Annotated in this window: 21 protein-coding genes and 1 tRNA gene; 10 read left to right on the top strand and 12 right to left on the bottom strand. The window is 60.5% G+C overall.

The features are described 5' to 3' along the window. Positions 1 to 60: 60 nt before the first annotated feature. From AC19YY_RS08815 to AC19YY_RS08835, 5 genes are all read left to right on the top strand, one after another. Positions 61 to 342 (top strand): pyrroloquinoline quinone biosynthesis protein PqqE, encoded by a 282-nt coding sequence (locus tag AC19YY_RS08815; RefSeq protein WP_169953764.1) that lies wholly within the window; start codon positions 61 to 63, stop codon positions 340 to 342. A gap of 286 nt (positions 343 to 628) precedes the next feature. After that, positions 629 to 2,434 carry a phenylacyl-CoA dehydrogenase gene (locus tag AC19YY_RS08820; RefSeq protein WP_029296902.1) on the top strand — a complete coding sequence of 602 codons (1,806 nt, stop codon included), beginning with the start codon at positions 629 to 631 and terminating at the stop codon, positions 2,432 to 2,434. 207 nt (positions 2,435 to 2,641) lie between these two features. After that, entirely contained in the window at positions 2,642 to 3,934 is a 1,293-nt protein-coding gene (locus tag AC19YY_RS08825) for a GGDEF domain-containing protein (RefSeq protein ID WP_169953765.1), read from the top strand. Positions 3,935 to 4,024: 90 nt separating this feature from the next. Beyond that, a complete protein-coding gene (locus tag AC19YY_RS08830; protein WP_500604072.1) occupies positions 4,025 to 5,809 on the top strand; it encodes an acyl-CoA dehydrogenase C-terminal domain-containing protein in 1,785 nt (594 codons plus the stop codon). A 155-nt stretch (positions 5,810 to 5,964) separates the two neighbouring features. Continuing rightward, entirely contained in the window at positions 5,965 to 7,743 is a 1,779-nt protein-coding gene (locus AC19YY_RS08835; protein WP_500604073.1) for an acyl-CoA dehydrogenase C-terminal domain-containing protein, read from the top strand. A gap of 227 nt (positions 7,744 to 7,970) precedes the next feature. On the opposite strand, the gene AC19YY_RS08840 is transcribed toward AC19YY_RS08835, so the two are convergent. Next, the gene (locus AC19YY_RS08840) at positions 7,971 to 8,891 is read right to left on the bottom strand and encodes a LysR family transcriptional regulator (protein WP_169953768.1); all 921 of its coding nucleotides are present in this window, start codon (positions 8,889 to 8,891) and stop codon (positions 7,971 to 7,973) included. Positions 8,892 to 9,097: 206 nt separating this feature from the next. Here AC19YY_RS08840 and AC19YY_RS08845 point away from each other — a divergent pair, with 206 nt between their 5' ends. From AC19YY_RS08845 to AC19YY_RS08860, 4 genes are all read left to right on the top strand, one after another. Continuing rightward, entirely contained in the window at positions 9,098 to 10,369 is a 1,272-nt protein-coding gene (locus tag AC19YY_RS08845; RefSeq protein WP_169953769.1) for an aspartate aminotransferase family protein, read from the top strand. 231 nt (positions 10,370 to 10,600) lie between these two features. Further along, positions 10,601 to 10,966, top strand: a complete 366-nt coding sequence (locus AC19YY_RS08850) for a type II toxin-antitoxin system RelE/ParE family toxin (protein WP_500604074.1) — start codon at positions 10,601 to 10,603, stop codon at positions 10,964 to 10,966. Further along, the gene (locus AC19YY_RS08855) at positions 10,950 to 11,270 is read left to right on the top strand and encodes a helix-turn-helix domain-containing protein (protein WP_170042213.1); all 321 of its coding nucleotides are present in this window, start codon (positions 10,950 to 10,952) and stop codon (positions 11,268 to 11,270) included. The genes AC19YY_RS08850 and AC19YY_RS08855 overlap by 17 nt, the downstream gene beginning before the upstream one ends. 98 nt (positions 11,271 to 11,368) lie before the next feature. Then, complete coding sequence (locus tag AC19YY_RS08860) at positions 11,369 to 11,527, top strand: YqaE/Pmp3 family membrane protein (protein ID WP_010207008.1); 159 nt, start codon at positions 11,369 to 11,371, stop codon at positions 11,525 to 11,527. Positions 11,528 to 11,532: 5 nt separating this feature from the next. Here AC19YY_RS08860 and pqqE read toward each other — a convergent pair whose 3' ends face one another. From pqqE to AC19YY_RS08905, 9 genes are all read right to left on the bottom strand, one after another. Then, on the bottom strand, positions 11,533 to 12,663 hold the full coding sequence (gene pqqE, locus AC19YY_RS08865) for a pyrroloquinoline quinone biosynthesis protein PqqE (RefSeq protein ID WP_178121186.1): 1,131 nt from the start codon (positions 12,661 to 12,663) through the stop codon (positions 11,533 to 11,535). After that, positions 12,656 to 12,931, bottom strand: coding sequence for a pyrroloquinoline quinone biosynthesis peptide chaperone PqqD (gene pqqD / locus AC19YY_RS08870; RefSeq protein ID WP_032858571.1), 276 nt, complete (start codon positions 12,929 to 12,931; stop codon positions 12,656 to 12,658). The genes pqqE and pqqD overlap by 8 nt, the downstream gene beginning before the upstream one ends. Beyond that, positions 12,928 to 13,680, bottom strand: a complete 753-nt coding sequence (gene pqqC, locus AC19YY_RS08875; RefSeq protein WP_169953778.1) for a pyrroloquinoline-quinone synthase PqqC — start codon at positions 13,678 to 13,680, stop codon at positions 12,928 to 12,930. The genes pqqD and pqqC overlap by 4 nt, the downstream gene beginning before the upstream one ends. Before the next feature lie 10 nt (positions 13,681 to 13,690). Continuing rightward, a complete protein-coding gene (pqqB, locus tag AC19YY_RS08880) occupies positions 13,691 to 14,602 on the bottom strand; it encodes a pyrroloquinoline quinone biosynthesis protein PqqB (RefSeq protein ID WP_169953780.1) in 912 nt (303 codons plus the stop codon). A gap of 74 nt (positions 14,603 to 14,676) precedes the next feature. Beyond that, complete coding sequence (pqqA, locus tag AC19YY_RS08885; RefSeq protein WP_003194766.1) at positions 14,677 to 14,751, bottom strand: pyrroloquinoline quinone precursor peptide PqqA; 75 nt, start codon at positions 14,749 to 14,751, stop codon at positions 14,677 to 14,679. A 163-nt stretch (positions 14,752 to 14,914) separates the two neighbouring features. Continuing rightward, entirely contained in the window at positions 14,915 to 17,302 is a 2,388-nt protein-coding gene (pqqF, locus tag AC19YY_RS08890; protein ID WP_500604075.1) for a pyrroloquinoline quinone biosynthesis protein PqqF, read from the bottom strand. Between the two features lie 50 nt (positions 17,303 to 17,352). Continuing rightward, positions 17,353 to 18,147 carry a carbon-nitrogen hydrolase family protein gene (locus AC19YY_RS08895; RefSeq protein ID WP_172313560.1) on the bottom strand — a complete coding sequence of 265 codons (795 nt, stop codon included), beginning with the start codon at positions 18,145 to 18,147 and terminating at the stop codon, positions 17,353 to 17,355. Between the two features lie 11 nt (positions 18,148 to 18,158). Next, positions 18,159 to 19,850, bottom strand: coding sequence for a flavin monoamine oxidase family protein (locus AC19YY_RS08900; protein ID WP_169953786.1), 1,692 nt, complete (start codon positions 19,848 to 19,850; stop codon positions 18,159 to 18,161). Between the two features lie 146 nt (positions 19,851 to 19,996). Then, positions 19,997 to 20,491, bottom strand: a complete 495-nt coding sequence (locus tag AC19YY_RS08905; protein WP_169901683.1) for an Lrp/AsnC family transcriptional regulator — start codon at positions 20,489 to 20,491, stop codon at positions 19,997 to 19,999. Between the two features lie 258 nt (positions 20,492 to 20,749). On the opposite strand from AC19YY_RS08905, the gene AC19YY_RS08910 reads away from it, so the two are divergent. Beyond that, positions 20,750 to 21,199 carry a hypothetical protein gene (locus tag AC19YY_RS08910; protein ID WP_169953788.1) on the top strand — a complete coding sequence of 150 codons (450 nt, stop codon included), beginning with the start codon at positions 20,750 to 20,752 and terminating at the stop codon, positions 21,197 to 21,199. A 131-nt stretch (positions 21,200 to 21,330) separates the two neighbouring features. On the opposite strand, the gene AC19YY_RS08915 is transcribed toward AC19YY_RS08910, so the two are convergent. Further along, positions 21,331 to 21,407 (bottom strand) — tRNA-Ile (locus AC19YY_RS08915). Between the two features lie 15 nt (positions 21,408 to 21,422). Further along, positions 21,423 to 25,166 carry an EAL domain-containing protein gene (locus tag AC19YY_RS08920; RefSeq protein WP_500604076.1) on the bottom strand — a complete coding sequence of 1,248 codons (3,744 nt, stop codon included), beginning with the start codon at positions 25,164 to 25,166 and terminating at the stop codon, positions 21,423 to 21,425.

Here is a 25,166-nt window from a genome sequence, read left to right on the forward strand (position 1 = left end):
TTTTGCCAGATTGTCTGCTTCAATAAGGGCTCACGATTGATTGCAAGGCAGGTGCACGCCATGGACATCTCTGGAAGTAGCGCGTTTTATTCGGGCCTGAACACTATCCAGGCCGGGCAGAACCGCGTCGACCAGGCCGCCGGCAAAATTGCCAGTGCCGCCACCAGCCAGCCTTCGGATGCGCAGAATGACCGTTTGCAAGCGGTCAATCGCGGCCAGCCGACCGACTCGGCGAGCAATATGGTGGAACTGGCCGAAGGCAAGTTCCAGGTGGAGCTGGGCGCGAAAGTCGCCAAGGCTTCCGACGAAATGCTCGGCACATTGATCGACACCTACGCCTGATCCCCCTGACTCTCCTGTAGCAGCCGGCTGGCCGGCGATCGCGGCCTGCCTGGCACACCGCAATCGCCGGCCAGCCGGCTCCTGCCATTTTTCCCCCTGGAAATCCTGTGCGGCATCACGCTGCAGGCCTCGTCGCGCCTGGCGTTGACCTGCGTCATGACAAACGGCAGCCGCGGGGCGCTTGACAAGGATTGGTCGTAAACGTATGTTTCAAACAACTGTTTGACCGCTACAACAAATCCACGCGGTTGTTCATTCCAGGATTCATCAGCAGAGGTTTATCGCTATGCCTGACTACAAGGCCCCCTTGCGTGATATTCGCTTCGTTCGTGACGAACTGCTCGGCTACGAAGCGCACTATCAGAGTCTGCCGGCTTGCCAGGACGCTACCCCAGACATGGTTGACGCCATTCTCGAAGAAGGCGCCAAGTTTTGTGAGCAAGTGCTGGCCCCGTTGAACCGCGTCGGTGACATCGAAGGGTGCACCTGGAGCGAGTCAGGCGTTAAAACCCCTACTGGTTTCAAAGAAGCCTACAAGCAATTCGTCGAAGGCGGCTGGCCGAGCCTGGCCCACGACGTCGCGCACGGCGGCCAAGGCCTGCCGGAATCCCTGGGCCTGGCCGTCAGCGAGATGGTCGGTGAAGCCAACTGGTCGTGGGGCATGTACCCAGGCCTGTCCCATGGCGCGATGAATACCATTTCCGAGCACGGCACCCCCGAGCAGCAAGATGCCTACCTGACCAAACTGGTGTCGGGCGAGTGGACCGGCACCATGTGCCTGACCGAACCGCACTGCGGCACCGACCTGGGCATGCTGCGCACCAAGGCCGAACCTCAGGCCGACGGTTCCTACAAAGTCTCCGGCACCAAGATCTTCATCTCGGCCGGTGAGCACGACATGGCCGACAACATCGTCCACATCGTACTGGCCCGCCTGCCGGATGCTCCGGCTGGCACCAAAGGTATCTCGCTGTTTATCGTGCCTAAGTTCCTGCCCAACGCCGATGGTTCGGTGGGTGAGCGCAACGCGGTGTCCTGTGGTTCCCTGGAACACAAGATGGGCATCCACGGCAACGCCACCTGCGTGATGAACTTCGACGCGGCCACCGGTTACCTGATCGGCCCGGCGAACAAAGGTCTGAACTGCATGTTCACCTTTATGAACACCGCTCGCCTGGGTACCGCGCTGCAAGGCCTGTCCCACGCCGAGATCGGTTTCCAGGGTGGCCTCAAATATGCCCGTGACCGACTGCAAATGCGCTCCCTGACTGGCCCGAAAGCGCCGGACAAGGCCGCTGACCCGATCATCGTGCACCCTGATGTACGCCGCATGCTGCTGACCATGAAAGCCTTCGCCGAAGGCAACCGTGCGATGGTGTACTTCACCGCCAAGCAAGTGGACATCGTCAAATACGGCACCGACGACGAAGCCAAGAAACAGGCAGATGGCCTGCTGGCGTTCATGACCCCGATCGCCAAGGCGTTCATGACCGAAGTCGGTTTTGAATCCGCCAACCACGGCGTACAGATCTACGGCGGCCACGGCTTCATCGCCGAGTGGGGCATGGAGCAGAACGTTCGCGACAGCCGCATCTCGATGCTGTACGAAGGCACCACCGGCATCCAGGCCCTGGACCTGCTCGGCCGTAAAGTGCTGATGACCCAGGGCGAAGCGCTCAAGGGCTTCACCAAGATCGTGCACAAGTTCTGCCAGGCCAACGAAGGCAACGCAGCGGTCAGCGAGTTCGTCGCACCGCTGGCTGCACTGAACAAGGAATGGGGCGAGTTGACCATGAAGGTCGGCATGGCGGCCATGAAGGACCGTGAAGAAGTCGGTGCCGCCTCCGTGGACTACCTGATGTACTCCGGTTATGCCTGCCTGGCTTACTTCTGGGCCGACATGGCACGCCTGGCTGCCGAAAAACTGGCTGCCGGCACCAGCGAAGAAGGCTTCTACACCGCCAAGCTGCAGACAGCGCGCTTCTACTTCCAGCGCATCCTGCCGCGTACCCGCACCCACGTAGCCACCATGCTGTCGGGCGCCAACAACCTGATGGACATGAAAGAAGAGAACTTCGACCTGGGCTACTAAGCCTAGGCCGGTTCCCTGCCAAGCCGCCGCTCTTTCGGGAGCGGCGGCTTTTTTGTGGGAGGCTGAAAAAACCTGAGCGGCGCGCTCAGGGATTGCTCCTTGCTGCCGTTACAGTGATGGCAATGTGATGCAGGTCACATTGAATGTGCTTAACTGTGAGCAATGAAGGCACTATGCCATCTTTTTTTGTGGGTCGGAGCTTTACCCTTGTCGCGCGCGTCCGCTGTACGTTTCAGTCATTTCCTACCATCGTTGCTGTTATTGCTGGCGGGGTTGTCGGCTGCTTACGTCAAGGACCTCAGCGTTTTCTTCACCTCGCTGTTCAACGTCCTGCCGACCCTGGTGCTGTTGCTGGGCGGTGCCTATTGCGCGGTGTACCGTCGCCAGCGTGAACTGTTCCTGATGGTGACGGTGTACGTCGCCTACTTCCTGCTGGACACCCAGACCGATTTCTATCGTGACCATGGCCGCGTGCGCGAAGACGCCGCCGTGGTGTTCCACCTGGTGTGCCTGCTGTTGCCGCTGCTGTTCAGCATCTATGCCTTGTGGCAGGAGAAAACCCACCTGTTCCGCGACTTTGTCGCACGCTGCGCGGTGCTGCTTGCCGTAGGCAGCGTGGCCCTGGGTCTGGAGCAGAGTTACCCGGGGCCGTTGCTAAACTGGCTGGCGGAGATTCGCTGGCCGGCGCTGCATGGCGCGTGGATGAGCCTGATCCAACTGTCGTACCCGATGTTCCTGCTGGGCTTTGTCGCATTGGCGGCGCAGTACTGGCGCGAGCCTCGGCCGCTGCACGCCGCGCAGTTGGTGGGGTTGCTGGGAATGTTCTGGATGTTGCCGCAGACCTTCATCCTGCCGTTCACCCTGAACATCATGTGCAGCCAGGTGATGTTGATGATTGCTGCGGGTGTGTCCCATGAGGCCTATCAGATGGCCTTTCGTGATGAGCTCACCGGACTGCCGGGACGCCGCGCCCTCAATGAACGCATGCAGCGCCTGGGGCGCAACTATGTGCTGGCGATGAGCGACGTCGACCACTTCAAGCGCTTCAACGACACCCACGGCCACGACGTCGGCGACCAGGTGCTGCGGCTGGTCGCCAGCAAACTGTCGAAAGTCAGCGGCGGTGGCCGGGCCTATCGGTATGGCGGCGAAGAGTTTGCCGTGGTGTTTGCCGGCAAGACCCTGGATGAATGCCTGCCGCACCTGGAAGAAATCCGCGAGATCATTGCCAACTACCACATCAAGTTGCGCAATCAGGACAGTCGCCCCCAGGACGACCACCAAGGTCGCCAGCGCCGTTCGGGCGGCGGCGATTCCAGTGTCTCGGTGACCGTGAGCATCGGCGTCGCCGAGCGCCAGGCCGAGCAGCGCACCCCGGAAGAAGTGCTCAAGTGCGCCGACCAGGCGCTGTACAACGCCAAGGGCGCCGGGCGTAACTGCGTGGTGGCGGCTGGCCAGAACCGCCGTGGCGCGGTGCGCATGCAGGGCGCTGCCGGTTGAGTGATGGTGATGTATTCAGCGCCTGTACAGTGATTGTCCGGGCCTCCTGGCAGCAGTAGGTTTAAACAATCTGCCGCCGGAGACATCACCATGCCTGCCTATAAAGCCCCCCTGCGCGACATGCGCTTTCTGATCGATCACGTGTTTGATTTCCCAGCTCACTACGCTGCCCTGGGGGCCACCGAGGCCAGTCCGGATATGGTCAGCGCGATCCTCGAAGAAGGCGCCAGGTTCTGCGAGAACGTGCTTGCGCCGTTGAACCGTACGGGGGACGAAGAAGGCTGCCATTTCGACAATGGCGTGGTGACCACCCCCAAAGGCTTCAAGGAAGCCTTCGCACAATACGTCGAAGGCGGTTGGCACGGCCTGGCGGCGGACCCGGCCTACGGCGGCCAGGGCCTGCCGTCTTCCCTGGGCTTGGTGCTCAGCGAGATGATCGGCTCCAGCAACACCTCCTGGGGCATGTACCCGGGCCTGACCCACGGCGCCATGTCGGCGATCCATGCCCACGGCACCGCAGAGCAAAAAGATACCTACCTGAGCAAACTCACCGCCGGCCAGTGGACGGGCACCATGTGCCTGACCGAAGCCCATTGCGGCACGGACCTGGGCATCATCAAGACCCGCGCCGTGCCCCAGGCCAATGGCAGCTACGCGGTAACCGGCAGCAAAATCTTCATCTCCGCCGGCGAGCACGACATGAGCGAAAACATCATCCACCTGGTGTTGGCCAAGTTGCCGGATGCTCCTGCTGGCACCAAGGGTATTTCGCTGTTTATCGTGCCCAAGTTCCTCGCCGATTCCGGGGCGCGCAATGGGGTCAGTTGCGGCTCCATCGAACACAAGATGGGGATCAAGGCCTCGGCCACCTGCGTGCTGAATTTCGATGGTGCCGAGGGTTACTTGATTGGCGAGGCCAACAAGGGCCTGAACTGCATGTTCACCATGATGAACCATGCGCGCCTGGGCACGGGCATGCAGGGGCTGTGCCTGGGGGAGGCGAGCTTCCAGGGCGCGATCAAGTACGCCAACGACCGCTTGCAGATGCGCTCCCTGACGGGCGCCAAGGCGCCGGATAAGCCGGCAGATCCGATCATCGTGCACCCCGATGTGCGGCGCATGTTGCTGACCATGAAAGCCTTCAACGAAGGCAACCGCGCCCTGACTTACTTCACCGCGCAACTGCTGGACACCGCGCACCTGGGCGACGACCCGCAGCAACGCCAGGAAGCCGAGGATTTGCTGGCGTTCCTCACGCCGATCTGCAAAGCCTTTATGACCGAAACCGGCCTGGAAGTGACCAACCACGGCATGCAGGTGTTTGGTGGCCACGGTTTTATCCGTGAGTGGGGCATGGAGCAACTGGTGCGCGATTGTCGGATCGCGCCGATCTACGAAGGCACCAACGGTATCCAGGCCCTGGATTTGCTGGGGCGCAAGGTGCTGGGCAGTCAGGGCAAGTTGCTGCGTGGCTTTACCAAAATTGTGCATAAGTTTTGCGCGGCGCATGCCGAGCACCCGCAACTCAAGGCCCAGTTCACGCAGCTCAATGAGCTGAACCAGCAATGGGGCGAATTGACCACCAAGGTCGGCATGGCCGCAATGAAAAACCCCGATGAAGTCGGCGCCGCCGCCCTGGATTACTTGATGTACAGCGGTTACATCATCCACGCCTACCTGTGGTTGCGCATGGCCCTGGTGGCCCAGGCGCAGTTGGATGCGGGCAATGGCGATGGCGATTACGCCCGGGGCAAACTGGCGACCTGCGAGTTTTATTTCAAGCGCCTGTTACCGCGCACCAGTGCCCATCGCGCAGCGGTGGAAGCGGGCAGTGACTGCCTGATGAGCCTGCCTGCCGAACTGTTCGCCTTGTAGGCGCCGGGTTACCGGCTCCTACAGGGAACGTTGTGACTGAAAAATACTTGTTGGTCACAAGCAGACCCTATGTGTCACAAAAGTTGTTCGGTTACACTCTGGGTCTGTGAAACCGATCCTACCGAATCACTTTTAACGTTCTCACGAGGTTTGCCATGGCTGACTACAAAGCGCCGCTGCGCGATATGCGCTTCGTCCTCAACGAAGTATTCGAGGTTGCCAAGCTGTGGGCGCAACTGCCGGCCCTGGCCGAGACCGTGGATGCTGAAACCGTCGAGGCGATCCTTGAGGAAGCCGGCAAAGTCACCGCCAAGACCATCGCCCCCTTGAGCCGCAGCGGCGACGAAGAAGGTTGCCGCTGGGACAACGGCGTGGTCACTACCCCGGCCGGGTTCCCCGAAGCCTACAAGACCTACGCCGAAGGCGGCTGGGTCGGCGTTGGTGGCGATCCAGCCTACGGTGGCATGGGCATGCCCAAGGCCGTATCGGCCCAGGTCGAAGAAATGATCAACTCCTCGGGGTTGGCGTTTGGCCTGTACCCCATGCTGACGTCCGGCGCCTGTGTGTCGATCAATACCCACGCCAGTGACGAACTCAAAGCCACCTACCTGCCGAATATGTACGCAGGGGTGTGGGCCGGTTCCATGTGCCTGACCGAACCGCATGCTGGTACCGATCTTGGGATTATTCGCACCAAGGCTGAGCCTCAGGCGGACGGTTCCTACAAGGTCAGCGGCACCAAGATCTTCATCACCGGTGGCGAACACGACCTCACCGACAACATCATCCACCTGGTGCTGGCCAAGTTGCCGGACGCCCCCGCCGGTCCCAAGGGCATCTCGTTGTTCCTGGTGCCCAAGTTCATGGTCAATGCCGATGGCAGCCTGGGCGCGCGCAACCCAGTGACCTGTGGCTCGATCGAACACAAGATGGGCATCCAGGCCTCTGCGACCTGTGTGATGAACTTCGACGAAGCCGTTGGCTACCTGGTCGGCGAGCCGAACCGTGGCCTGGCGGCGATGTTCACCATGATGAACTACGAGCGCCTGGGCGTCGGCATCCAGGGGCTGGCGACTGGCGAGCGTTCTTACCAGAACGCTGTTGAGTACGCCCGTGACCGTCTGCAAAGCCGTTCGCCGACTGGCCCCAAGGCCAAGGACAAGATCGCCGACCCGATCATCAACCACCCTGACGTGCGTCGCATGTTGCTGACCATGAAGGCGGCAAACGAAGGCGGCCGGGCGTTCTCCACTTATGTGGCGATGCAACTGGACACCGCCAAGTTCAGCGAAGACGCCGCGACCCGCAAGCGCGCGGATGACCTGGTGGCGCTGCTGACCCCGGTTTCCAAGGCGTTCCTCACCGACCTGGGCCTGGAAACCACCGTGCACGGCCAGCAGATTTTCGGCGGCCATGGTTACATTCGCGAGTGGGGCCAGGAGCAATTGGTGCGTGATGTGCGCATCACCCAGATCTACGAAGGCACCAACGGTATCCAGGCGCTGGACTTGATGGGGCGCAAGATCGTTGGCAGCGGCGGGGCGTTCTACACCCTGTTTGCCGATGAGATCCGCCATTTCATCAGCACTGCCAGCAGAGACCTGGCTGAGTTCACCCAGCCCCTGAGCGCTGCGGTGGACGAGCTCGACACCTTGACCGCCTGGGTGCTGGACCGTGCCAAGACCAACCCGAATGAAATCGGCGCGGCCTCGGTGGAGTATCTGCACGCCTTTGGCTACATGGCCTATGCCTACATGTGGGCGCTGATGGCCAAGGCGGCCTTGGGTAAAGAGGCCCAGGAAGACTTCTACGCCAGCAAATTGGGGACGGCGCGCTTCTACTTTGCCCGCCTGCTGCCGCGCATTAACTCCCTGAGCGCCTCGGTCAAAGCCGGCAGTGAATCGCTGTTCTTGCTGGACGAAGCGCAGTTCTAAGCGGGGGAGGGCGTGTAAGCATTCTCTTACGTGACGTGCTGCTAATCGTCCTCTATCGCCAGATTGGATCCACAGCTAATCTACTTCACATGGACGTCGCGCAGGAAGCGCAAAGCAACAACAGGGACACGTAGGATTCTGCCAGGGTGGCGGAGTGAAATGGATGTCAGGGAAACAGTCTGCAAAGCCCCGCTTCGGCGGGGTTTTCTTATTGCCTGCGAAAAAGTTCAGGCCAGCCCGTCTACTGTGGCCGTCGGCCCATGGGGACCGTTCATCACGTCTTCGAGCAAGGTGCGCAGCAACTCAAGCGTCGCCTGTTGCCGTTGCACATCCCGACACACCAGCCCCACCTTCAGCGGCACCCGTGGCTCGCTCAAGGGCTTCCACAACAGCGCTTGGCTGCTATGTTCGTCCTGGGAGCGGCCAGGCAGTACCGTCGCCAGTTTGGTATGGGGCAGGCTGTCGAGAATCCCCACCATGGTGTTCAGCTCCGCTTGGACCTGTGGCCGGCGCCCCAGGTTCGCCAACTGTGCCTGCCAGATCTGCCTGACCTGGAACTCTTCCCCCAACAGCAGCATGGGCAGTTCCGCCGCTTGCTTGAGGGAGACCTTCTTGAATTCACGCAAGGGATGGTCGGATGGGATGACCACTTTCAGTTCATCTTCATACAGCAGCACACCGTGCAAACCGGGCTGGCGTGCCGGCAAGTAACTGATGCCGATGTCCAGCGAGCCGTTGAGCAGGCGGCGTTCGATCTCCAGGCCCGTCAACTCGTAGATCTGCACCACCAGGTGCGGCTGGGCCTTGCGTACCCGTTCCAGCATCTGCGGTACCAGGCTGGTATGCACGGTTTGCAGTACGCCGATGGCCAAGGTACGCAGCGCCTGGCCCTTGAAGTGGCGCAGGGCCTCGACGGCTTGCTGCATGCCATCGAGCAATGGCAGGGCGTGGTTGTACAAGGTGTGGGCAGCCAGGGTCGGCAACAGGCGTTTGCTGCTGCGCTCGAACAGGCTCACGTCGAGGTTCTGCTCCAACTGGCGGATTTGCTGTGACAAGGCCGGCTGGGAGATCGACAGGCGCTCTGCAGCCCGGCCGACATGGCCTTCCTCGTACACCGCGACGAAATAACGCAGTTGCTTGAAATCCATAAGTAATGCTTATCGAAAAAGCTGGAAAATCGAAATGGCTGTACGCCCCCAAGGCGCCTAGTCTAGCGCCTATTCACAGGGCTTACAGGGCCAAGAAGCGAGATGAATACCGTTTACAGCGATGGTGTTTACATAGGCAAGGCAAAAAACGACGTGACGGGCTTGCGCCAATCCAGGGTTGCCAACAACCTGCGGGGTGTGCAGGCATGAACCTGTTCAACCTGCGACGCCCGGCACCGAGCCTGGATGATCTGTTACTGGACGCGAAAACCCCGATGCTGCGTGATGAGCTTTCCAGCCAATCATTGATGCCCACCGTGGCCCGTCCACCACAGGTTTTCGTACGCGGCCAGGGATCCTGGCTATGGGACAGTGAAGACCGTGCCTACCTGGACTTTACCCAAGGCGGTGCTGCCAACAGCCTTGGCCACAGCCCTTCGGTATTGGTGCGCGCGTTGGCCGACCAGGCGCAGGCGCTGATCAACCCTGGCAGCGGCCTGCACAACCGCAGCCAACTGAACCTGGTGGACCGCCTGTGCCACAGCACCGGCAGCGACCAGGCCTACCTGCTCAACAGCGGTGCGGAAGCCTGCGAGGCGGCCATCAAGTTGGCGCGCAAATGGGGCCAACTGCATCGCAGTGGCGCCTATCGCATCATCACTGCCAGCAACGCTTGTCATGGTCGCAGCCTGTCTACACTGGCGGCCTCTGGCGACAATCGTTTCGAGCCGCAACTGCCGGGCTTCTGCCACGTACCGTTCAACGACCTGCCAGCCCTGCATGCCGCAGTCGATGCGCACACTGTGGCGATCATGCTGGAGCCGATCCAGAGCGACGCCGGCGTCATTCCGGCCACCGAGCATTACCTCAAGGGCGTGGAGCGGCTGTGCCGGGAGCTGGGCATCCTGCTGATCCTCGACGAAGTGCAGACCGGCATGGGCCGTTGCGCCACCTTGCTGGCCGAACAACACTACGGCGTGCGCGCCGATATCGTCACCCTGGGCAAAGGCCTGGGCGGCGGAGTGCCATTGGCGGCGTTGCTGGCTCGCGGCAAGGCCTGCTGCTTTGAGCTGGGCGAGCTGGAAGGTACCCATCACGGCAATGCCCTGATGGCCGCTGCCGGCGTCGCCGTGCTCGATAGCGTGCTGGGTCACGGCTTCCTCGAACACGTGCGTGATACCGGCCAATACCTGGGCGAAGGCCTGGCGCGCCTTGCCCACCGCTATGGCCAGGGCGAACTGCGGGGCCAGGGCCTTTTGTTGGGCCTGGGCTTGTCAGATGATTCGGCAGATGCGGTGGTAAAGGCGGCACTGTATGAAGGTCTTATCCTCAATGCCCCCCAACCCGACTGCCTGCGCTTTACCCCGGCGCTGACGGTGAGCAAGAGCAATATTGACGAAATGCTGCTGCGTCTGGCCCGCGCTTTTTCCCGTGTGCATACCACCCAACTGCAGTGCCGCAAGGGCATTGCTGTTTAACCTTTATTCCTGAACCGTCTCGCGTTATACGCGGCGCCTCCAGCCTGATTTTTTTGGTTGGGGGCGTTTTTTTGTGTGTAATTTTTGGATTGAAAAGGAGGCTTGAGCCTCATCGAAATAAATGGCTTTTAGCGGGCACCGGCAGGGAGTGCCGGTAGGGCGCAAGGATTTTTGTATGCGCTCTTTCTAATCTATACCACTGGGTGGTATGTTTGTGAGGAATGGATGCCTATGAAACTCAGGCTGTTCAAAAGCCGGCATTTTGCTGAGGTTGCCCGCAAAGCCTGGATCGGTGATATGGAATTGGGCGAGGCATTTGGCCAAATGCTCAGGGGGCAGGCGGATAATTTGGGCGGCGGAGTTTGGAAGAAACGCCTCAATCACAACCGTCATCGTTCGATCGTCCTGGCGAAGGGCAGGCATTACTGGGTTTATCAGTTTCTGTTCGCCAAACAAGACCAGAGCAATATCAGCCTCAAGGAATTGGCTGGGTTTAGGGCATTGGCAAAGGCCTATGAGGGCTTAAACGAAATACAGATCCAGCAGTTACTGGATCTCAGGGAGTTTGTGGAGATACATCATGAGCAAAAAATATGAAAGTGAAGCACTGGAGTCCATCCACCAATCGGCCAGCGCGCTGCATTCGATCGGCGCCATCAGCAAGACCACCCTTCGTGAGTTTGATGAGATGTGCATTGCGCCTGTGCCGGCGCAGATACCTGCCGACCAGATCAAGCAACTGCGCGAGCGCAGTCATGTCAGCCAACCGGTGTTCGCCCGTTACCTGAACACCAGTGCGTCGACAATCAAGCAATGGGAATCCGGCGAGAAGCAGCCCAGCGGCATGGCGCTCAAGTTGCTGAGCATCGTGCAAAAGCACGGGTTGGAGATCCTCGCCTGAGGAGGATGGCCCGGTGCCAGATTCCACTGAACCCTCACGCGCGGCCAGGGTCGATTAGCTGTACGGCTCACACGAGCCGATTTTTCGGAGCTGAACCCATGGATATCATTCGTATCATCATCGCCATCCTGTTGCCGCCATTGGGTGTGTTCCTGCAAGTGGGCTTCGCCGGCGCGTTCTGGCTGAATATCCTGCTGACCTTGTGCGGTTACTTCCCGGGCATCATTCACGCGGTATACATCATCGCCAAGCGCTGAAACCTTCAGCCTTTTGCGATCAGCCGGGAGTTTCGCTCATTGCGAAAAGCCAGTTGCTCGATAGTCTGCGTGGCGTGCTCGGCTTCGAGTCGGGCATTGAGGATGATCCCGTGATCGGCGGATTTGCTGCATACCGGGTCGGCGTTGCTGGCGTCGCCAGTCAGCATGAAGGCCTGGCAGCGGCAGCCGCCGAAGTCCTTTTCCTTCTCGTCGCACGAGCGGCACGGCTCGGGCATCCAGTCGTAGCCGCGAAAGCGGTTGAAACCAAATGAGTCGTACCAGATGTGCTGCATGCTGTGGTCGCGCACATTGGGAAACTGCACCGGCATCTGTCGGGCGCCGTGACAAGGTAGGGCGGTGCCGTCTGGTGTGACTGTCAGAAAGATACTCCCCCAGCCATTCATACAGGCCTTCGGGCGTTCCTCGTAGTAGTCCGGCGTGACAAAGATCAGCTTGCAGGGGTGACCTTCGGCTTGCAGCTTGGCGCGGTATTCGTTGGTGATGCGTTCGGCGCGGGTCAGTTGTGCCTGGGTCGGTAGCAAGCCGACGCGGTTAAGCTGGGCCCAGCCATAGAACTGGCAGGTGGCGAGCTCGACAAAGTCCGCCTCAAGGGCAATACACAGTTCGATGATGCGGTCGATCTTGTCGATATTGTGTCGATGAGTGACGAAGTTCAGCACCATCGGATAGCCATGGGCTTTGACCGCCCGGGCCATTTCCAGCTTCTGTGCGAAGGCCTTTTTGGAGCCGGCCAGCAGGTTGTTCACCTGCTCGTCGCTGGCCTGGAAACTGATCTGGATATGGTCCAGGCCAGCCTTTTTGAAGTCGCTGATCTTCTGCTCGGTCAGGCCGATGCCGGAGGTGATCAGGTTGGTATAGAACCCCAGCTTGCGGGCTTCGCCGATCAGTTCGGCAAGATCCTGGCGCACCAGCGGCTCACCGCCGGAAAACCCCAGCTGTGCCGCACCCATCTCCCGGGCCTCGCGAAACACCTTGATCCACTGTTCGGTGCTCAACTCCTTGCCTTGTTCGGCGAAGTCCAGCGGGTTGGAGCAATACGGGCACTGCAGCGGGCAGCGATAGGTCAGCTCGGCGAGCAACCATAGCGGCAGGCCAATCTCGGGCTTTTCAGGCAAGTTCGATCCAGTGCTCTGCACGTGCGACCTCCATGAATTGCTCGATGTCTTCACCGAGTTCGGGCACGCCGGGGAATTGCTGCTCCAGCTCGCCAATGATCGCTGCCACGCTGCGCTCACCGTCGATCAAGCCACCAATCAACGCAGCACTGTCGTTGAGCTTGATCATGCCTTCGGGGTACAGCAACACATGGCCTTTCTGCGCCGGCTCGTACTGGTAGCGATAGCCCTGGCGCCACGTCGGCTTTTTGCTGCGGTCAAAACTCATAGGGTGATCCCTTTATGCCAGACCCGCTGCGCGGTCACGCTGTGATAAGGCGGGCGGTTCAGTTCGTAGGCCATGCTCATGGCATCGAGCATGCTCCAAAGGATGTCCAGTTTGAACTGGAGAATCTCCAGCATCCGCTCCTGGCCGGCGCGGGTGGTGTAGTGCGCAAGCGTGATCGCCAGCCCATGCTCGACATCACGTCGGGCCTGGCCCAGGCGGGTGCGGAAATACTCGTAGCCGGCAGGGTCGATCCATGGGTAATGCTGGGGCCAGCTGTCGAGGCGCGACTGGTGGATCTGCGGGGCGAACAGCTCGGTCAGCGAGCTGCTGGCGGCTTCCTGCCAACTGGCCCGGCGGGCGAAATTGACGTAGGCATCGACGGCAAACCGCACGCCGGGCAGCACCAGTTCCTGGGAGCGCAGTTGATCCGGGTCCAGGCCCACGGCCTGGCCCAGGCGCAGCCAGGCTTCGATACCGCCGTCTTCGCCGGGGGCGCCATCATGGTCGAGCAGGCGCTGGATCCATTCGCGGCGGATTTCCCGGTCCGGGCAGTTGGCCAGGATCGCGGCGTCTTTCAGCGGAATGTTCACCTGGTAGTAGAACCGGTTGGCGACCCAGCCCTGGATCTGCTCGCGGGTGGCCCGGCCTTCATACATCGCCACATGGTAGGGGTGATGGATATGGTAGAAGGCGCCCTTGGCCCGCAAGGCCTGTTCAAAGTCGGCGGGGTTCAGCGGTGTATCGGTCATTGGGGCTCTCCTACAGTTCAATGCTCATGCCGTCGTAGGCTACTTCTACATTGCGCCGCGCCAACTCGGCTCGCTCGGCAGAGTCTTCGTCGAGGATCGGGTTGGTGTTGTTGATGTGGATAAGCACCTTGCGCTGCTTGGGCAGTTGCTCCAGTACCTCCAGCATGCCGCCGGGGCCGTTTTGTGCCAGGTGGCCCATTTCGCGGCCGGTACGGGTGCCGACACCACGGCGCTGCATTTCATCGTCATCCCACATCGTGCCATCCACCAACAGGCAGTCGCTGCCGGCCATGATCTCCAAGAGCGGCGCGTCTACCTTGCCCAGGCCGGGGGCGTAGAACAGTTTGCCGCCGGTGCGCAGGTCTTCGACGATCAGGCCGATATTGTCACCGGGGTGCGGGTCGAACCGATGGGGCGAGTAGGGCGGCGCGGCACTGCGCAGAGGCAGCGGGGTGAAGCGCAGGTTGGGGCAGGCGGGAATAGTGAAGCTGGCATCCAGCTCGATGCGCTGCCAATCGAGGCCGCCATTCCAGTGAGTCAACATGGTGAACAGCGGGAATCCGGTGCTCAGGTCTTCGTGGACCATGTCGGTGCACCACACCTGGTGCGGGCAGCCTTCGCGCAAGCTGAGCAGGCCGGTGGTGTGGTCGATCTGGCTGTCCATCAAGATGATTGCGCTGATCCCGGTATCGCGCAGTGCTCGGCCCGGTTGCATCGGCGCAAAACCTTGCAGTTGCGCGCGGATATCCGGCGAGGCGTTGCATAACACCCAGTTCACGCCATCGTCGGACAGGGCGATGGACGATTGGGTTCGTGCCTGGGCCCGCAGGCTGCCGTCGCGAAAGCCGGCGCAGTTCACACAGTTGCAGTTCCACTGCGGGAAACCGCCACCGGCCGCCGAACCTAGAATCTGGACAAACATCGCCGCTCCTTCACACAAGACCAAAATAAAAACGCCCCGGCGAGCCGAGGCGTTGCATTGCAATACAAAAGCACTCAGCGGCTGGCGAAGTACATGGTGACTTCAAAACCGATACGCAGATCAGTGTAAGCAGGTTTGGACCAGGTCATATTCATACTCCTACGAAGGGATGGGACGTTTACTACCAAGTAATACATATAGTCCACCTCCAAGCGGAGATGTTCAGATGCGTGGCGGAATATTACTCATTTCTCGTCAAGCTAGCGCTGTCTTGGTGGAAAAAGCCTGTTGCAGCATCGGCAACGATCAGAATCATATCTGCCAGTCATCGCTCACCGCCGCACCATTGGCCAGGCAGTGCCAGCCGCCGGCGGCTTGCTCGAGTCGCTGCGCCGCATCCACCAGGTTCTGCCGGTTGCGCGCCTGGATCATCTGTTGCAGTTGCTCAAGATAGTCCGCGCCACGCCCCGCCAAATGCGCCTGCCAGAGCAACTCCGCGGCTTGGGCGGTGGGCAGTGTTTGTGGCGAGAACTGCTGGGCCAGGGTGGTGTTGCCCAAGTCGTTACTCCCACCGATCAACGCTGGCAGTTGCTTGAGAAAGACCTGGATGTGCTCGAACAGGCCCGCAAGCGCGACACTGGGTGACTGCACGCCAAACAGCAGGCCGGTTTGCCCATTGAACTGTCGGATGCCACTGAATACCGCGTAGCCCACTTGCAACTCGACACGTAGGCGTTGGTAAAACGGGGTTTGCGCCAGGTGAGCGAGCAACCGCCAGTCGGCCTCGTCGGCGAGGGACTGGCTGGGTGTCGGGCAAAACAGCAGCAAGGCGGCTTCGTCGCCATCGGTTGCGACGGTGTGCCAGCGATGCGGGCCGTTGATGGGCTGGGCTTTGTGCTCACTGTCGGCACAGTGCCCGGGGAGGCGTGCCGCCGCATTGTTGATGGCCATTTCGCATGCAGCCGGCAGGCCCATGCCCAGGCCTTGCCAGCGGGCGGTGGCCCAACGGTCAGGTGGCGCGGTGACGTCAGCGATGTCGGCAAAGCAGGCCGGCAATGCCTTGAGCAGCTCGCGAATGGCCATCTGCGGCGCCGGCCTGGCGAGTGCGTCCTGCCAAAGGTCGGCGTCAGGCTGGGTCAGGTCGCGTGCCAGTTGCTCGACGATAGCGGGCATGGGTTCATGCAGCCCGCTCATTTTCAGCAGCCAGTCATTGCCTACGGCTTCCCAGGACACTTGCACCCCGGCCTGACGGGCGTTGGTTTGCAGTGTTTGCAGGCTGTTGCCCAAGCCATGGGCGGGCGAATCCAGTTGCCAGCGCAGGTAGAGGGCGCCTTCGTCGCTATCGGCCGGCAATGCTTGGCTGAACGACAGGCCTGGCAGCTCGCGCCGGCCACGGGAGCGATCCTGGGCGAAGGTGCGCAAGCCCCGATGGGCGCTGGTCTGCCCGCGAATCAGCCCGGGGCGGTGTTCCTGGGGTGACCGTTGCAGGAATGGGTTGCCTGGCGGGAGCTGCCAGGCCTGTTGCGCGGGCGACGGTTGCAGTGCAATCAGCATGGCCTTGAGGGCTTGGCAGTGCGGCTCGGACAACTGAGCTTGAAGGTTCTCACTGTCCTGACGGGCCAGGCCCAAGGCGCCACTGATTTGCTGTTGGCGGTCGATCAGCCGGGCATATTCTTCGCGCAGCGCAGCCCAGTCGCTGTGGGCGAAAAAGCTCAACCAGTCGTTCAATAGTGCTTCGATTGCCGGGACTTGTTGTGAACCCTTGGGCCCCAGGGTGAACTCGATATCCAGCAGCGCCTGCCCGGCGAACTGGTACGGCACCCTGGCGTGCAGCGCGCTTACCCAGCCACGGGTTTTCAACTCGGCCAGCAAACCACCAGGTGCCTGCGCATTCAGCCAGGTGCAGAGGAAGTCCAAGGCTTCGCGGGGCGCGTTGCAGGCGATGAGGTGGTGCAGATGCTGTTTATCCAGGTATTGATAGCGCTGTTTATCGCTGTCCATCAACGCCGGCGGTGCCTGCTGCGGGCGCAGCGGGCCAGCGCGCAGGCGATCGCCAAAGTGCTGGGCCAAGGCTTGCAGCTCCTCAAGCGATTGCGGTCCGGCAAGGCTCAGGGTCATTTGTCCTGTGTGATAGAAGTCTTGATAAAACCCCAGCAAACCTTGTTGGAAGTCCTCGTGTGGCACCGGCAGGCTGTCGCGATTGCCCGCATGGAAACCCCGCAGTGGATGCGCGGCAGCGAGGCCTTCGAAGATCGCCACTTGATGCTGTGCCTCGGCATCCTGGGCCCAGGCGACAAACTCTGCCTGTAACACCTCACGCTCGCGCAACTGATCGTCCATCGCCAGGCCGGGGTGAGCGAGCATATCCACCAGACGCTGCAGCGCGCCGCCAAACACTGGGGTGGGCACTTCGAAGAAGAAGTCGGTGGTGCGTTCGCGGGTGCTGGCGTTGACCTGCCCACCGTGGCGCTGCACGTAGGCCATCAAACCGTCAGGCGTAGGAAAAGCCTCGGTGCCGAGAAACAGCAGGTGCTCCAGAAAGTGCGCCAGCCCCGGCCAGGCCAACGGCACATCATGGCTGCCGGCCGCTACCCGCAGGGCCGCGGCACAGCGCTTGAGACGTGGGGCGTGACGCAGGGAAACGCGCAGGCCATTGGCCAGGGTCAGTTGCAGGTGATGAGGGTGGGCCGGCACAGGCATGAGCACTTCCAGAACGTAGGAAGTGCCTATGCTAGCGCAAAGCGCAGTGGTCAGTGCTTGTGCAGCGCGGCATAAAGCTCGGGGCGCCGGTCTGCGAGGTAGTGATTGGCCGCTTGTGCGTCACGTATCAACTGATGGTCGAGGGTGGCGACGATCAACGCTTCATCCAGGCCGGCCTGGGCGACACGCTGGCCATTCGGCGCGGCGATGCTGCTTTGCCCGCAATACTGGATCTGGTCTTCATGCCCACAGTAGTTGGCGTAGGCCACATAGCACTGGTTTTCAAAGGCCCGTGCCCGCACGGTGACGTCCGCGACGAAGTCGAAGGGCACCATGTTGGCCGTCGGTACCAGGATCAACTCGGCACCGGCCAGGGCCAGGCGCCGGGTGTTTTCCGGGAATTCCAGGTCGTAACAGATGAGGAATCCCAGCTTCCAGCCGTTCAACTCGACGATAGGGAACTCGTCGCCGCCGGCGCTGAACATCGAGTGATCGAGATCGCCGAACAGGTGCGTCTTGCGGTAGTTGCACCGGCGCTGGCCAGTGGCGTCGATCAGTTGCACGGAGTTGTAGATCTGCCCGTCCTCGGCCCGCTCCGGGTAGCCATAAAGAATCGCCAGGCCCGCATTGCGCGCCAGTTCGGCAATGGTTTGCGCTGCCGGTCCATCCTGCGTCTCGGCCAGCGCGCCCACCGCTTCAGCACCAATGTTGTAGCCGGTGAGGAACATTTCCGGCAGCACCAACAGGTCTGCATCGCCCGCTTCATGGGCAACGTGGTGCAGGCGCTTGAGATTGCCGGCTACATCCAGTGGCAATGGCGGGCATTGGTACAGGGCGACACGCATGGCTTGACTCCTTATTCGGCCAGGGCGATGGGGCCGATCTCATCGAACACATCCCCAGGCCCCGGGTTTTGCGGGTGGGTACTGCCACCGAAGTGGGTCATGATGCCCCAAACCGCGTTCAACGAGGTTTGCACTGCGCCTTCGACCCAGGCTGGGGTCCAGGATACGTCGTCGCCGGCGATGAAAATCCCGCGCTGCTCGGCCGGCATATCCTTTTGCATGAAGTGCGCGTACATGCGCTGGTTATAGCGATAGTGGCCCGGCAACGCGCCCTTGAAAGCACCGAGGAAATGCGGGTCGGCCTCCCAGGAAACGGTGATCGGGTCGCCAATGATGCGCGCCTTGATATCGACTTTCGGGTAGATCTTTTTCAGCGCATCGAGGGCCAGCTTGACCCGTTTATCAATGGGCTGCGGCAGCATTTTCAGGGCGTCGCTCATCCACGAGTAAGACAGGCAAATGACCCCCGGCTTGTCGTCGCCGTTGTCGAACAGGTAGGTGCCGCGGGTCAAGCGGTCGGTGAGGGTCATGCTCATCAGGTCGCGGCCGGTTTCCGGGTCTTTGTCCTTCCAGAAAGGCCGGTCGACCATGACGAAGGTTTTCGACGACTGCATATAGCGCGTGCGGTCCAGGGCCATCCACATTTTTTGCGAGAACAGGCTTTCGTCGCATTCGATCTGGGTGGTCAGCAGCCAGCTCTGGCAGGTGGTCAGCACGGCGGCGTATTCCCGGGTGTCGCCATAATTGTCGGTCACCGCGAAGCGACCGTCGGCGGCATGGGCAATGCGCTTGACCCCGGCCCGCGGCGCGCCGTGGTGCAGGGAACTGAGGCTGGTGCCGGCTGGCCAGTGGGCGCAACGCTCTGGCACATGGCGCCAGATCCCCATGGGCACCTGCGCCACGCCACCGACCACCAGGTGCTGGTGATCGTCGCAGTTGGTCATCACCACGCGGAATATTTCCAGCATCGAGTTGGGGAAGTCCGAGTCCCAGCCACCGGTGCCAAAACCGACCTGGCCGAACACTTCGCGGTGATGGAACGACAGCTTGGCGAACGCCTTGGAAGTGGCGACGAAATCGTAGAACGTGCGGTCGTCCCACAGCGGCACCAGGGTATTCCACAGCGCTTTGAGGCGTGGCACATCGCGGTCGCGGATGGCCTGCTGGATATCGCTGAACTGCGAACCGGCTTCCAATGCATCGGCCCAGGCGTCAGCCACTTCCTGGAACAGCGCAGGAAGGTCGGCGAGTTTCTGTGCGTAATGGGTCTGGCCTTCCAGGTCGATCACGGTGCTGCCGGAGGCCGGTGTCAACGGGTTGGGGAAGGGCTTGGTCTCCAGGCCCAGCTTATCCACATAGTGGTAGAACGCCGTCGAGGACACCGGGAAACGCATGCCACCCAGTTCGGCGATGATGCCTTCGGCCCCTTCAAACGCCTGGGACCGCAGGCGCCCACCCATTTTCGAGGCCTCGTACACCACCGGCTTGAGGCCCAGCTTCATCAGCTCGTAGGCGGCCACCAGCCCGGCGATACCCGCACCGACAATCGCCACTTCGGCGCCATGGTGGGCGGCAGGAATACTGCCCAAGCCAGCCGGGTGTTCGATCCAGTCATCGAAGGCGAACGGGAAGTCCGGGCCAAAGATGGTGATGGGTTTTTTACCGTCTGCAGGGTGGCGATTGTTCTTGTTAGTGGCGTTCATGGCTGACCTTGCTGGCAACTGCACGGGGCACGACCCGTGGAGTATAGGAAAAGATGGCAGCCATTCTAGGGAGCGTAGCGCTCGTTAATAAGACGCAAAGTGTCGTCGTTTTGGATTGTTTTTAGTCGAAGTGACGAAAATGGCGGTCAGATTGGCTGCCCGCGATCCAATTTGTTGCTGAGGATGATCGAGGTGGTGGTCTTTTCTACCCCATCGACACTGCCGATCTGGTCCAGCAGTTGATCAAGTTGCTCCGGCGAATCGGTGCGCAGCCAGGCCACATAATCAAACTCGCCACTGACCGCACACAACTGCTGGACCTGGGCCATGGCGCTGAGCCGACGCAGCACTTCCTTGCCTGAACGCGGTTGCACCGTGATCCCCACATACGCCTGCAACCCTCCATCCACCACACGCTGGCCAAGGCGCACGCCATAGCCGGTAATCACCTGGGTCTTTTCCAGGCGCGCCAGGCGCGAGGTCACGGTGGTACGGGCAATTCCCAATTGCCGGGCGAGCATCGCCACGCTTTCGCGGGCGTTGAGCTGCAAGGCGGCGATTAGTTGGCGGTCGATTTCATCGAGGAGGGGCGGGCGGGGGATGGACAAGTGCGGCTCCGATGCGGGTGGCGGTTGGGGCATGTTACAGGCTCGTATTTCACGGGGGGAGCATTCGTTAACGCGTTGGCCGACTGGATCAAAAAAGATCTTCGAGTCCTGCGCGTGCGCTACACCGGAAATTATTCAGCGGCGAGTGCACCAGGAATATTCAAAGTCGTAATTCCTGAGGGTTATGGAAAATATTCAAAATAGTTATTGCGCCCTGTTAGTTTTCACAGTTGTTGGGGCGGTAGGTGCATTTTAGACTCAAGTTTAAAAGTCTAATTGATGGAGTCCGTCATGAGTACTAAAGCATTGGTTGAGGTTTTTATTGATGGTCATAGGACTACACTGCTGGAGCCGAAGAATAGGGCAAACAATAATATTTTGAAGCCAGGTGTGATTGGTATTGTTCGCAATGTTGCTGACGGTCCGAATGGTGCGTTTATTGTGTGGAATGTTGATAGTCAGCCAGAAAGGTATCGAATAATTAATCCAGATGGAGTTGCCATCGACTGGGAATCGTTTTCAAAAAAACGACCTGGTGAAAATAAAATGTACATTAAGGATCTTTCTGAAGAAGAGAGATATCGCCATCAACCGTCAGAAAGCTATAGCTTAAGGTTTGCGTTTATTATTGATTTTCCTGGCGAAGTTGCCAGAGGGGCTTATATAGTTGATGACGTTATTTATAAGACTCGCTCCGACTTCGCAAAGTGGAGGGACGAATATGTTGGTGTGTCCCAGTAGTCAGGCCTCTCCATGGCTTGGCGGTTTGTATGCCCTGCGCGCTGAATGTAGGCCCTGAGAGTTAGCGGCCAGCCTCTTGGATTTCCAGCCTCCAGAAACAAAAAAAGCCGCGCAGTGCGCGGCTTTCAATTTGGTGGGCCCAGTAGGACTCGAACCTACGACCAAGGGATTATGAGTCCCCTGCTCTAACCAACTGAGCTATAGGCCCTCAGTAGGTCGCGGATTATAACGATGGTTTCTCCACTGTGCTATCCGAAAAATCCGAATGGGTCATGTGAAGGAAGGTCGCGGCGAAGATGTCGGGAGGCAGAGGCAGGCTGACGATGTAGCCTTGCATTTGTTCGCAGCCTTCGTCGGCGAGGAAGGCTTGCTGGGCGGGGGTTTCCACGCCTTCGGCGATGATGGTGAATTGCATGCTGTGGCCCAGGGCGATGATGGCGCGCACGATGGCGGCGTCGTGGGGATCGTCCGGTAGGCCGCGGACGAAGGACTGGTCGATTTTCAGGAAGTCCAGGGGCAGGCGCTTGAGGTAGCTCAAGGATGAATAGCCCGTGCCGAAGTCGTCGATGGCCAGTTGTACGCCCAGGTGCTTGAGTTTATGCAGTACTTCCAGGGCTTCTTCGGCCTGGCTCATGATGAAGTTTTCGGTGATCTCCAGTTGCAGGCAATCCGGTTCCAGGCGGTTGTCGCGCAGCAGTTGCTCGATGCGCCCTAACAGGTTGGGGTGGCGCAGTTGGGCCCCGGCGAGGTTGACGGAGAGGGGGCCGAAGTCGTCGTAGCACTTGCGCCACTGATGCAGTTGCCGGCAAGCCTGCTCCAGGACCCAGTCGCCGATTTGCAGGATCATGCCGTTCTCTTCGGCCAGGGCGATGAAGTGTTCGGGAGGTACGTCGCCAAAGGTGGGATGGCGCCAGCGGATCAGGGCTTCGGCGCCGATCAGTTGTTGGGTGTCCAGGCTCAGCTTTGGTTGGTAGTACAGAAACAGCTCATCGCGCTCTATGGCCCGGCGCAGTTCGTGTTCGAGGGCGACGCGCTCATTGGCCTGGGCGGTGAGGTCCTGGGTGTAGCGTTCAACCCGATTGCGGCCCTTGGCCTTGGAGCGGTACATAGCGGCATCGGCGTTTTTTACCAAGGTGGCGACGTCGATCCCATCCTGCGGATAGAAACTGGTGCCGATGCTGGCGCTGATAAAGAACTCGTGCTCGCCCGCCTGGAAGGGCAGGGTGAAGCAGGCCAGCAGTTTATTGGCCAGGTGCTGGGCGTCGCTGGCTTGTTGCAGGCCGGGCAGCAGGATAATGAATTCGTCACCGCCCAGGCGCGCTACGGTGTCGATATCGCGCAGTTGTTCCTTGAGGCGCACCGCGATGTCCTTGAGCAGCAGGTCGCCAATCGGGTGGCCGAGGCTGTCGTTGATGTGTTTGAAGCGGTCGAGGTCGAGAAACAGCACCGCGCCCTGGCTGCCGGTTTCCTGTTGGTTGTTGAGGGCGGTTTGCAGGCGATTTTCAAACAGCGTGCGGTTGGGCAGGCCGGTGAGCGGGTCGTGGTGCGCCTGGTAGTCGAGCCGCGCCTGGGCGTGCTTGAGGCTGGAGATGTCGGCAAATACTGCCACGAAGTGGGTGATTGACTGCTCGAGGTTGCGCACGGCGTTGATCGTCAGCCAGCTGGGATACAGCTCGCCGTTCTTGCGCCGGTTGGAGATTTCGCCTTGCCAGTGGCCGTTGGCCGTCAGTTGATGCCACATGGCGGCGTAGAACGCGCTGTCGTGCAGGCCGGAAGCGAGCAGGCGCGGGGTATGACCGAGGGCTTCGGCTTCGCTGTAGCCGGTGATTTCGCTGAAGGCGCGGTTGACCGCGCTGATGTTCTGCCGGGTATCGGTGATCAACACGCCTTCGGCAGTGCTTTCGAAAACTGTCGCGGCCTGTTGCAGTTTTTCCTGCATCAACTGACGTTCGGTAATGTCGCGGGCGATGGTCAGCATGCAGTCGTCATCCCCAATGGGCAGCGGGCGACTGGATACCTCGCACAGGCGAATCTGGCCATCATTGCGCCGGATATGGCAGACGAAGTCGCGCACCAGGCCGTCGCGTTGTAGCAGATCGAGCATGTGCTTGCGCTCGTTCAAGTCCACCCAGATGCCCAGGTCCAGGGTCGATTGGTCCAGGGACATCGCACTGTTGAAGCCGGTGATGCGGCTAAAGCCTTCATTGACCTCCAGCAGCAGGCCGTCGTGCTGGCGCGTCAGCAGTAAGCCGTCGGGCGAGGCGTGAAAGGCCTTGGCGAACTTTTCTTCGGAAGTCTGCAGCAGTTGCTGGGTTTCCTTCAGTTGGGTGATGTCCCGCACTACCACCACCAACGCTTCGGTCGCATCGAGCTGGAAGGGTTCGGCAGAGATCAGCCCGGTGAACGCCTGGCCATTGCTGCGCAGGAACGGCATCTCCAGGTTGCGGATGCTGGTGGTCTGCACCCGCTTGAGCAGGTTGGGGCCTACACCCTGGATGCCCCAGATGTTCAGCTCGGTGGCGGTTTTACCGACCACGTCTGCGGCGCTCAGGCCAATCTGGTCCTCGAATGCCTTGTTGACCTCCAGCAGGCAGCCATCGGACAGGCGGGCGATCACCAGTATGTCCGGACATTGCTGGAACACCGAGGCGAACTTCTCCTGCGAAAGCTGCAGCGCTTCCTCGGTGCGCTTGGCCTCGCTGATATCGATCATCAGGCCGCGCATGACCGGCTCATGCCCATGCTTGATCAGGCTGACAATGTCCCTGACCCACAAGCAACGGCCATCGGCGGTGATCACCCGGTAGTCAATGCTGTGGTCGCGGTTGGCGCGGGTTTCCCGCTGGCAGAAGCTGTCGGCACGGGTCAGGTCGGCAGGGTGGATGATGTTGCGCCAGAAGCCGGGGATCAGCCAGTGCGCCCGTGGATAGCCCAGCAACTCCTCGGCATGGGGCGACACGTAGCTGTAGGTGAAATCGCTGATGTCTGCTTCCCACGCGATGGCTGACAGGCTTTCCACCAATCCCCGGTAATGGTACTCGCTGCTGCGCAGCTCCTGTTCCAGGGCCACCCTGCGGGAAATTTCCGAGCTGAGCCGGCGATTGATCCGAATCACGATGGCCAGCACGGTACTCAACAGCAGCACGGCAGGTAGGCCGTAGAGCAGCAGATCGGTCCAGAAGGCTCGGTGATCAATGACATTTCCGACCCAGTGTTCCTGGATTTCGTTGATTTCGCTGGGGCTGAGGTCGGCGAGCACCTTGTCGAGGATGCCGATCAACATTTTGTTCTCGCGGGGTACGCCCATTGCCAGTTGGTAGCGATAAGGCGTTTCGCCACTAACGTACAAACCGTCGAGCTTAAGCTGGCGCAGGCTCCACACACTGGAGGCCAGGTCGCCGACGACGGCGTCCACCTCATCGGTGGCCAGGGCCTGCAAGGTCGAGCTGACGTTGGGCATCGCCACCAGGTTCAGGTCGGGGTGGTGGGTGCGCAGCAATTCGTGGGGGGCATAGTTCTCCACCACGGCGATCTTCAGTCCATACAGGTCCTTGAGGGAACGGGGCTGGGCGCCGCCTTCGTGGGCAAGAATGACGATGGGGAAGTCGAGGTAAGGCCTGGAAAATGCCAGGAAACCCTGGCGCTCCGGGGTGGACATGATGCCCGGTAACAGGTCGAGCTGATTGTTCTTGGCCTGCTCCAGCAGGGCGTTCCAGTTGGCAGGCTCGATCAACCTGACCTTGATGCCCAGGCGTTCCTGGATCAGTCGTACATAGTCAGCGGCCAGGCCCTGATAGCGGCCTTCTTCGTCGCGATATTCAAATGGCGGCCACGATGCGTCAACGCCCAGGCGCAACTCCGGGTGGTCCGCCAACCAGCCATGCTCTTCATCAGTGAGAGTCAACGCGCCAGCCGTTGCGGTCCAGGTCAGCAGCGACAGCAGTAGCACGGTCGGCAGTCTGGGCAT

It is taken from the genome of Pseudomonas sp. MF09156 (genome assembly GCF_059862305.1).

What these genes read in the sequence shown, in the direction of transcription:
- AC19YY_RS08815 (WP_169953764.1), top strand. Translation starts at nt 61, where the DNA reads ATGGACATCTCTGGAAGTAGCGCGTTTTATTCGGGCCTGAACACTATC.
- AC19YY_RS08820 (WP_029296902.1), top strand. Translation starts at nt 629, where the DNA reads ATGCCTGACTACAAGGCCCCCTTGCGTGATATTCGCTTCGTTCGTGAC.
- AC19YY_RS08830 (WP_500604072.1), top strand. Translation starts at nt 4,025, where the DNA reads ATGCCTGCCTATAAAGCCCCCCTGCGCGACATGCGCTTTCTGATCGAT.
- AC19YY_RS08835 (WP_500604073.1), top strand. Translation starts at nt 5,965, where the DNA reads ATGGCTGACTACAAAGCGCCGCTGCGCGATATGCGCTTCGTCCTCAAC.
- AC19YY_RS08840 (WP_169953768.1), bottom strand. Translation starts at nt 8,891, where the DNA reads ATGGATTTCAAGCAACTGCGTTATTTCGTCGCGGTGTACGAGGAAGGC.
- AC19YY_RS08845 (WP_169953769.1), top strand. Translation starts at nt 9,098, where the DNA reads ATGAACCTGTTCAACCTGCGACGCCCGGCACCGAGCCTGGATGATCTG.
- AC19YY_RS08850 (WP_500604074.1), top strand. Translation starts at nt 10,601, where the DNA reads ATGAAACTCAGGCTGTTCAAAAGCCGGCATTTTGCTGAGGTTGCCCGC.
- AC19YY_RS08855 (WP_170042213.1), top strand. Translation starts at nt 10,950, where the DNA reads ATGAGCAAAAAATATGAAAGTGAAGCACTGGAGTCCATCCACCAATCG.
- AC19YY_RS08860 (WP_010207008.1), top strand. Translation starts at nt 11,369, where the DNA reads ATGGATATCATTCGTATCATCATCGCCATCCTGTTGCCGCCATTGGGT.
- pqqD (WP_032858571.1), bottom strand. Translation starts at nt 12,931, where the DNA reads ATGAGTTTTGACCGCAGCAAAAAGCCGACGTGGCGCCAGGGCTATCGC.
- pqqC (WP_169953778.1), bottom strand. Translation starts at nt 13,680, where the DNA reads ATGACCGATACACCGCTGAACCCCGCCGACTTTGAACAGGCCTTGCGG.
- pqqB (WP_169953780.1), bottom strand. Translation starts at nt 14,602, where the DNA reads ATGTTTGTCCAGATTCTAGGTTCGGCGGCCGGTGGCGGTTTCCCGCAG.
- pqqF (WP_500604075.1), bottom strand. Translation starts at nt 17,302, where the DNA reads ATGCCTGTGCCGGCCCACCCTCATCACCTGCAACTGACCCTGGCCAAT.
- AC19YY_RS08895 (WP_172313560.1), bottom strand. Translation starts at nt 18,147, where the DNA reads ATGCGTGTCGCCCTGTACCAATGCCCGCCATTGCCACTGGATGTAGCC.
- AC19YY_RS08900 (WP_169953786.1), bottom strand. Translation starts at nt 19,850, where the DNA reads ATGAACGCCACTAACAAGAACAATCGCCACCCTGCAGACGGTAAAAAA.
- AC19YY_RS08905 (WP_169901683.1), bottom strand. Translation starts at nt 20,491, where the DNA reads ATGCCCCAACCGCCACCCGCATCGGAGCCGCACTTGTCCATCCCCCGC.
- AC19YY_RS08910 (WP_169953788.1), top strand. Translation starts at nt 20,750, where the DNA reads ATGAGTACTAAAGCATTGGTTGAGGTTTTTATTGATGGTCATAGGACT.
- AC19YY_RS08920 (WP_500604076.1), bottom strand. Translation starts at nt 25,166, where the DNA reads ATGCCCAGACTGCCGACCGTGCTACTGCTGTCGCTGCTGACCTGGACC.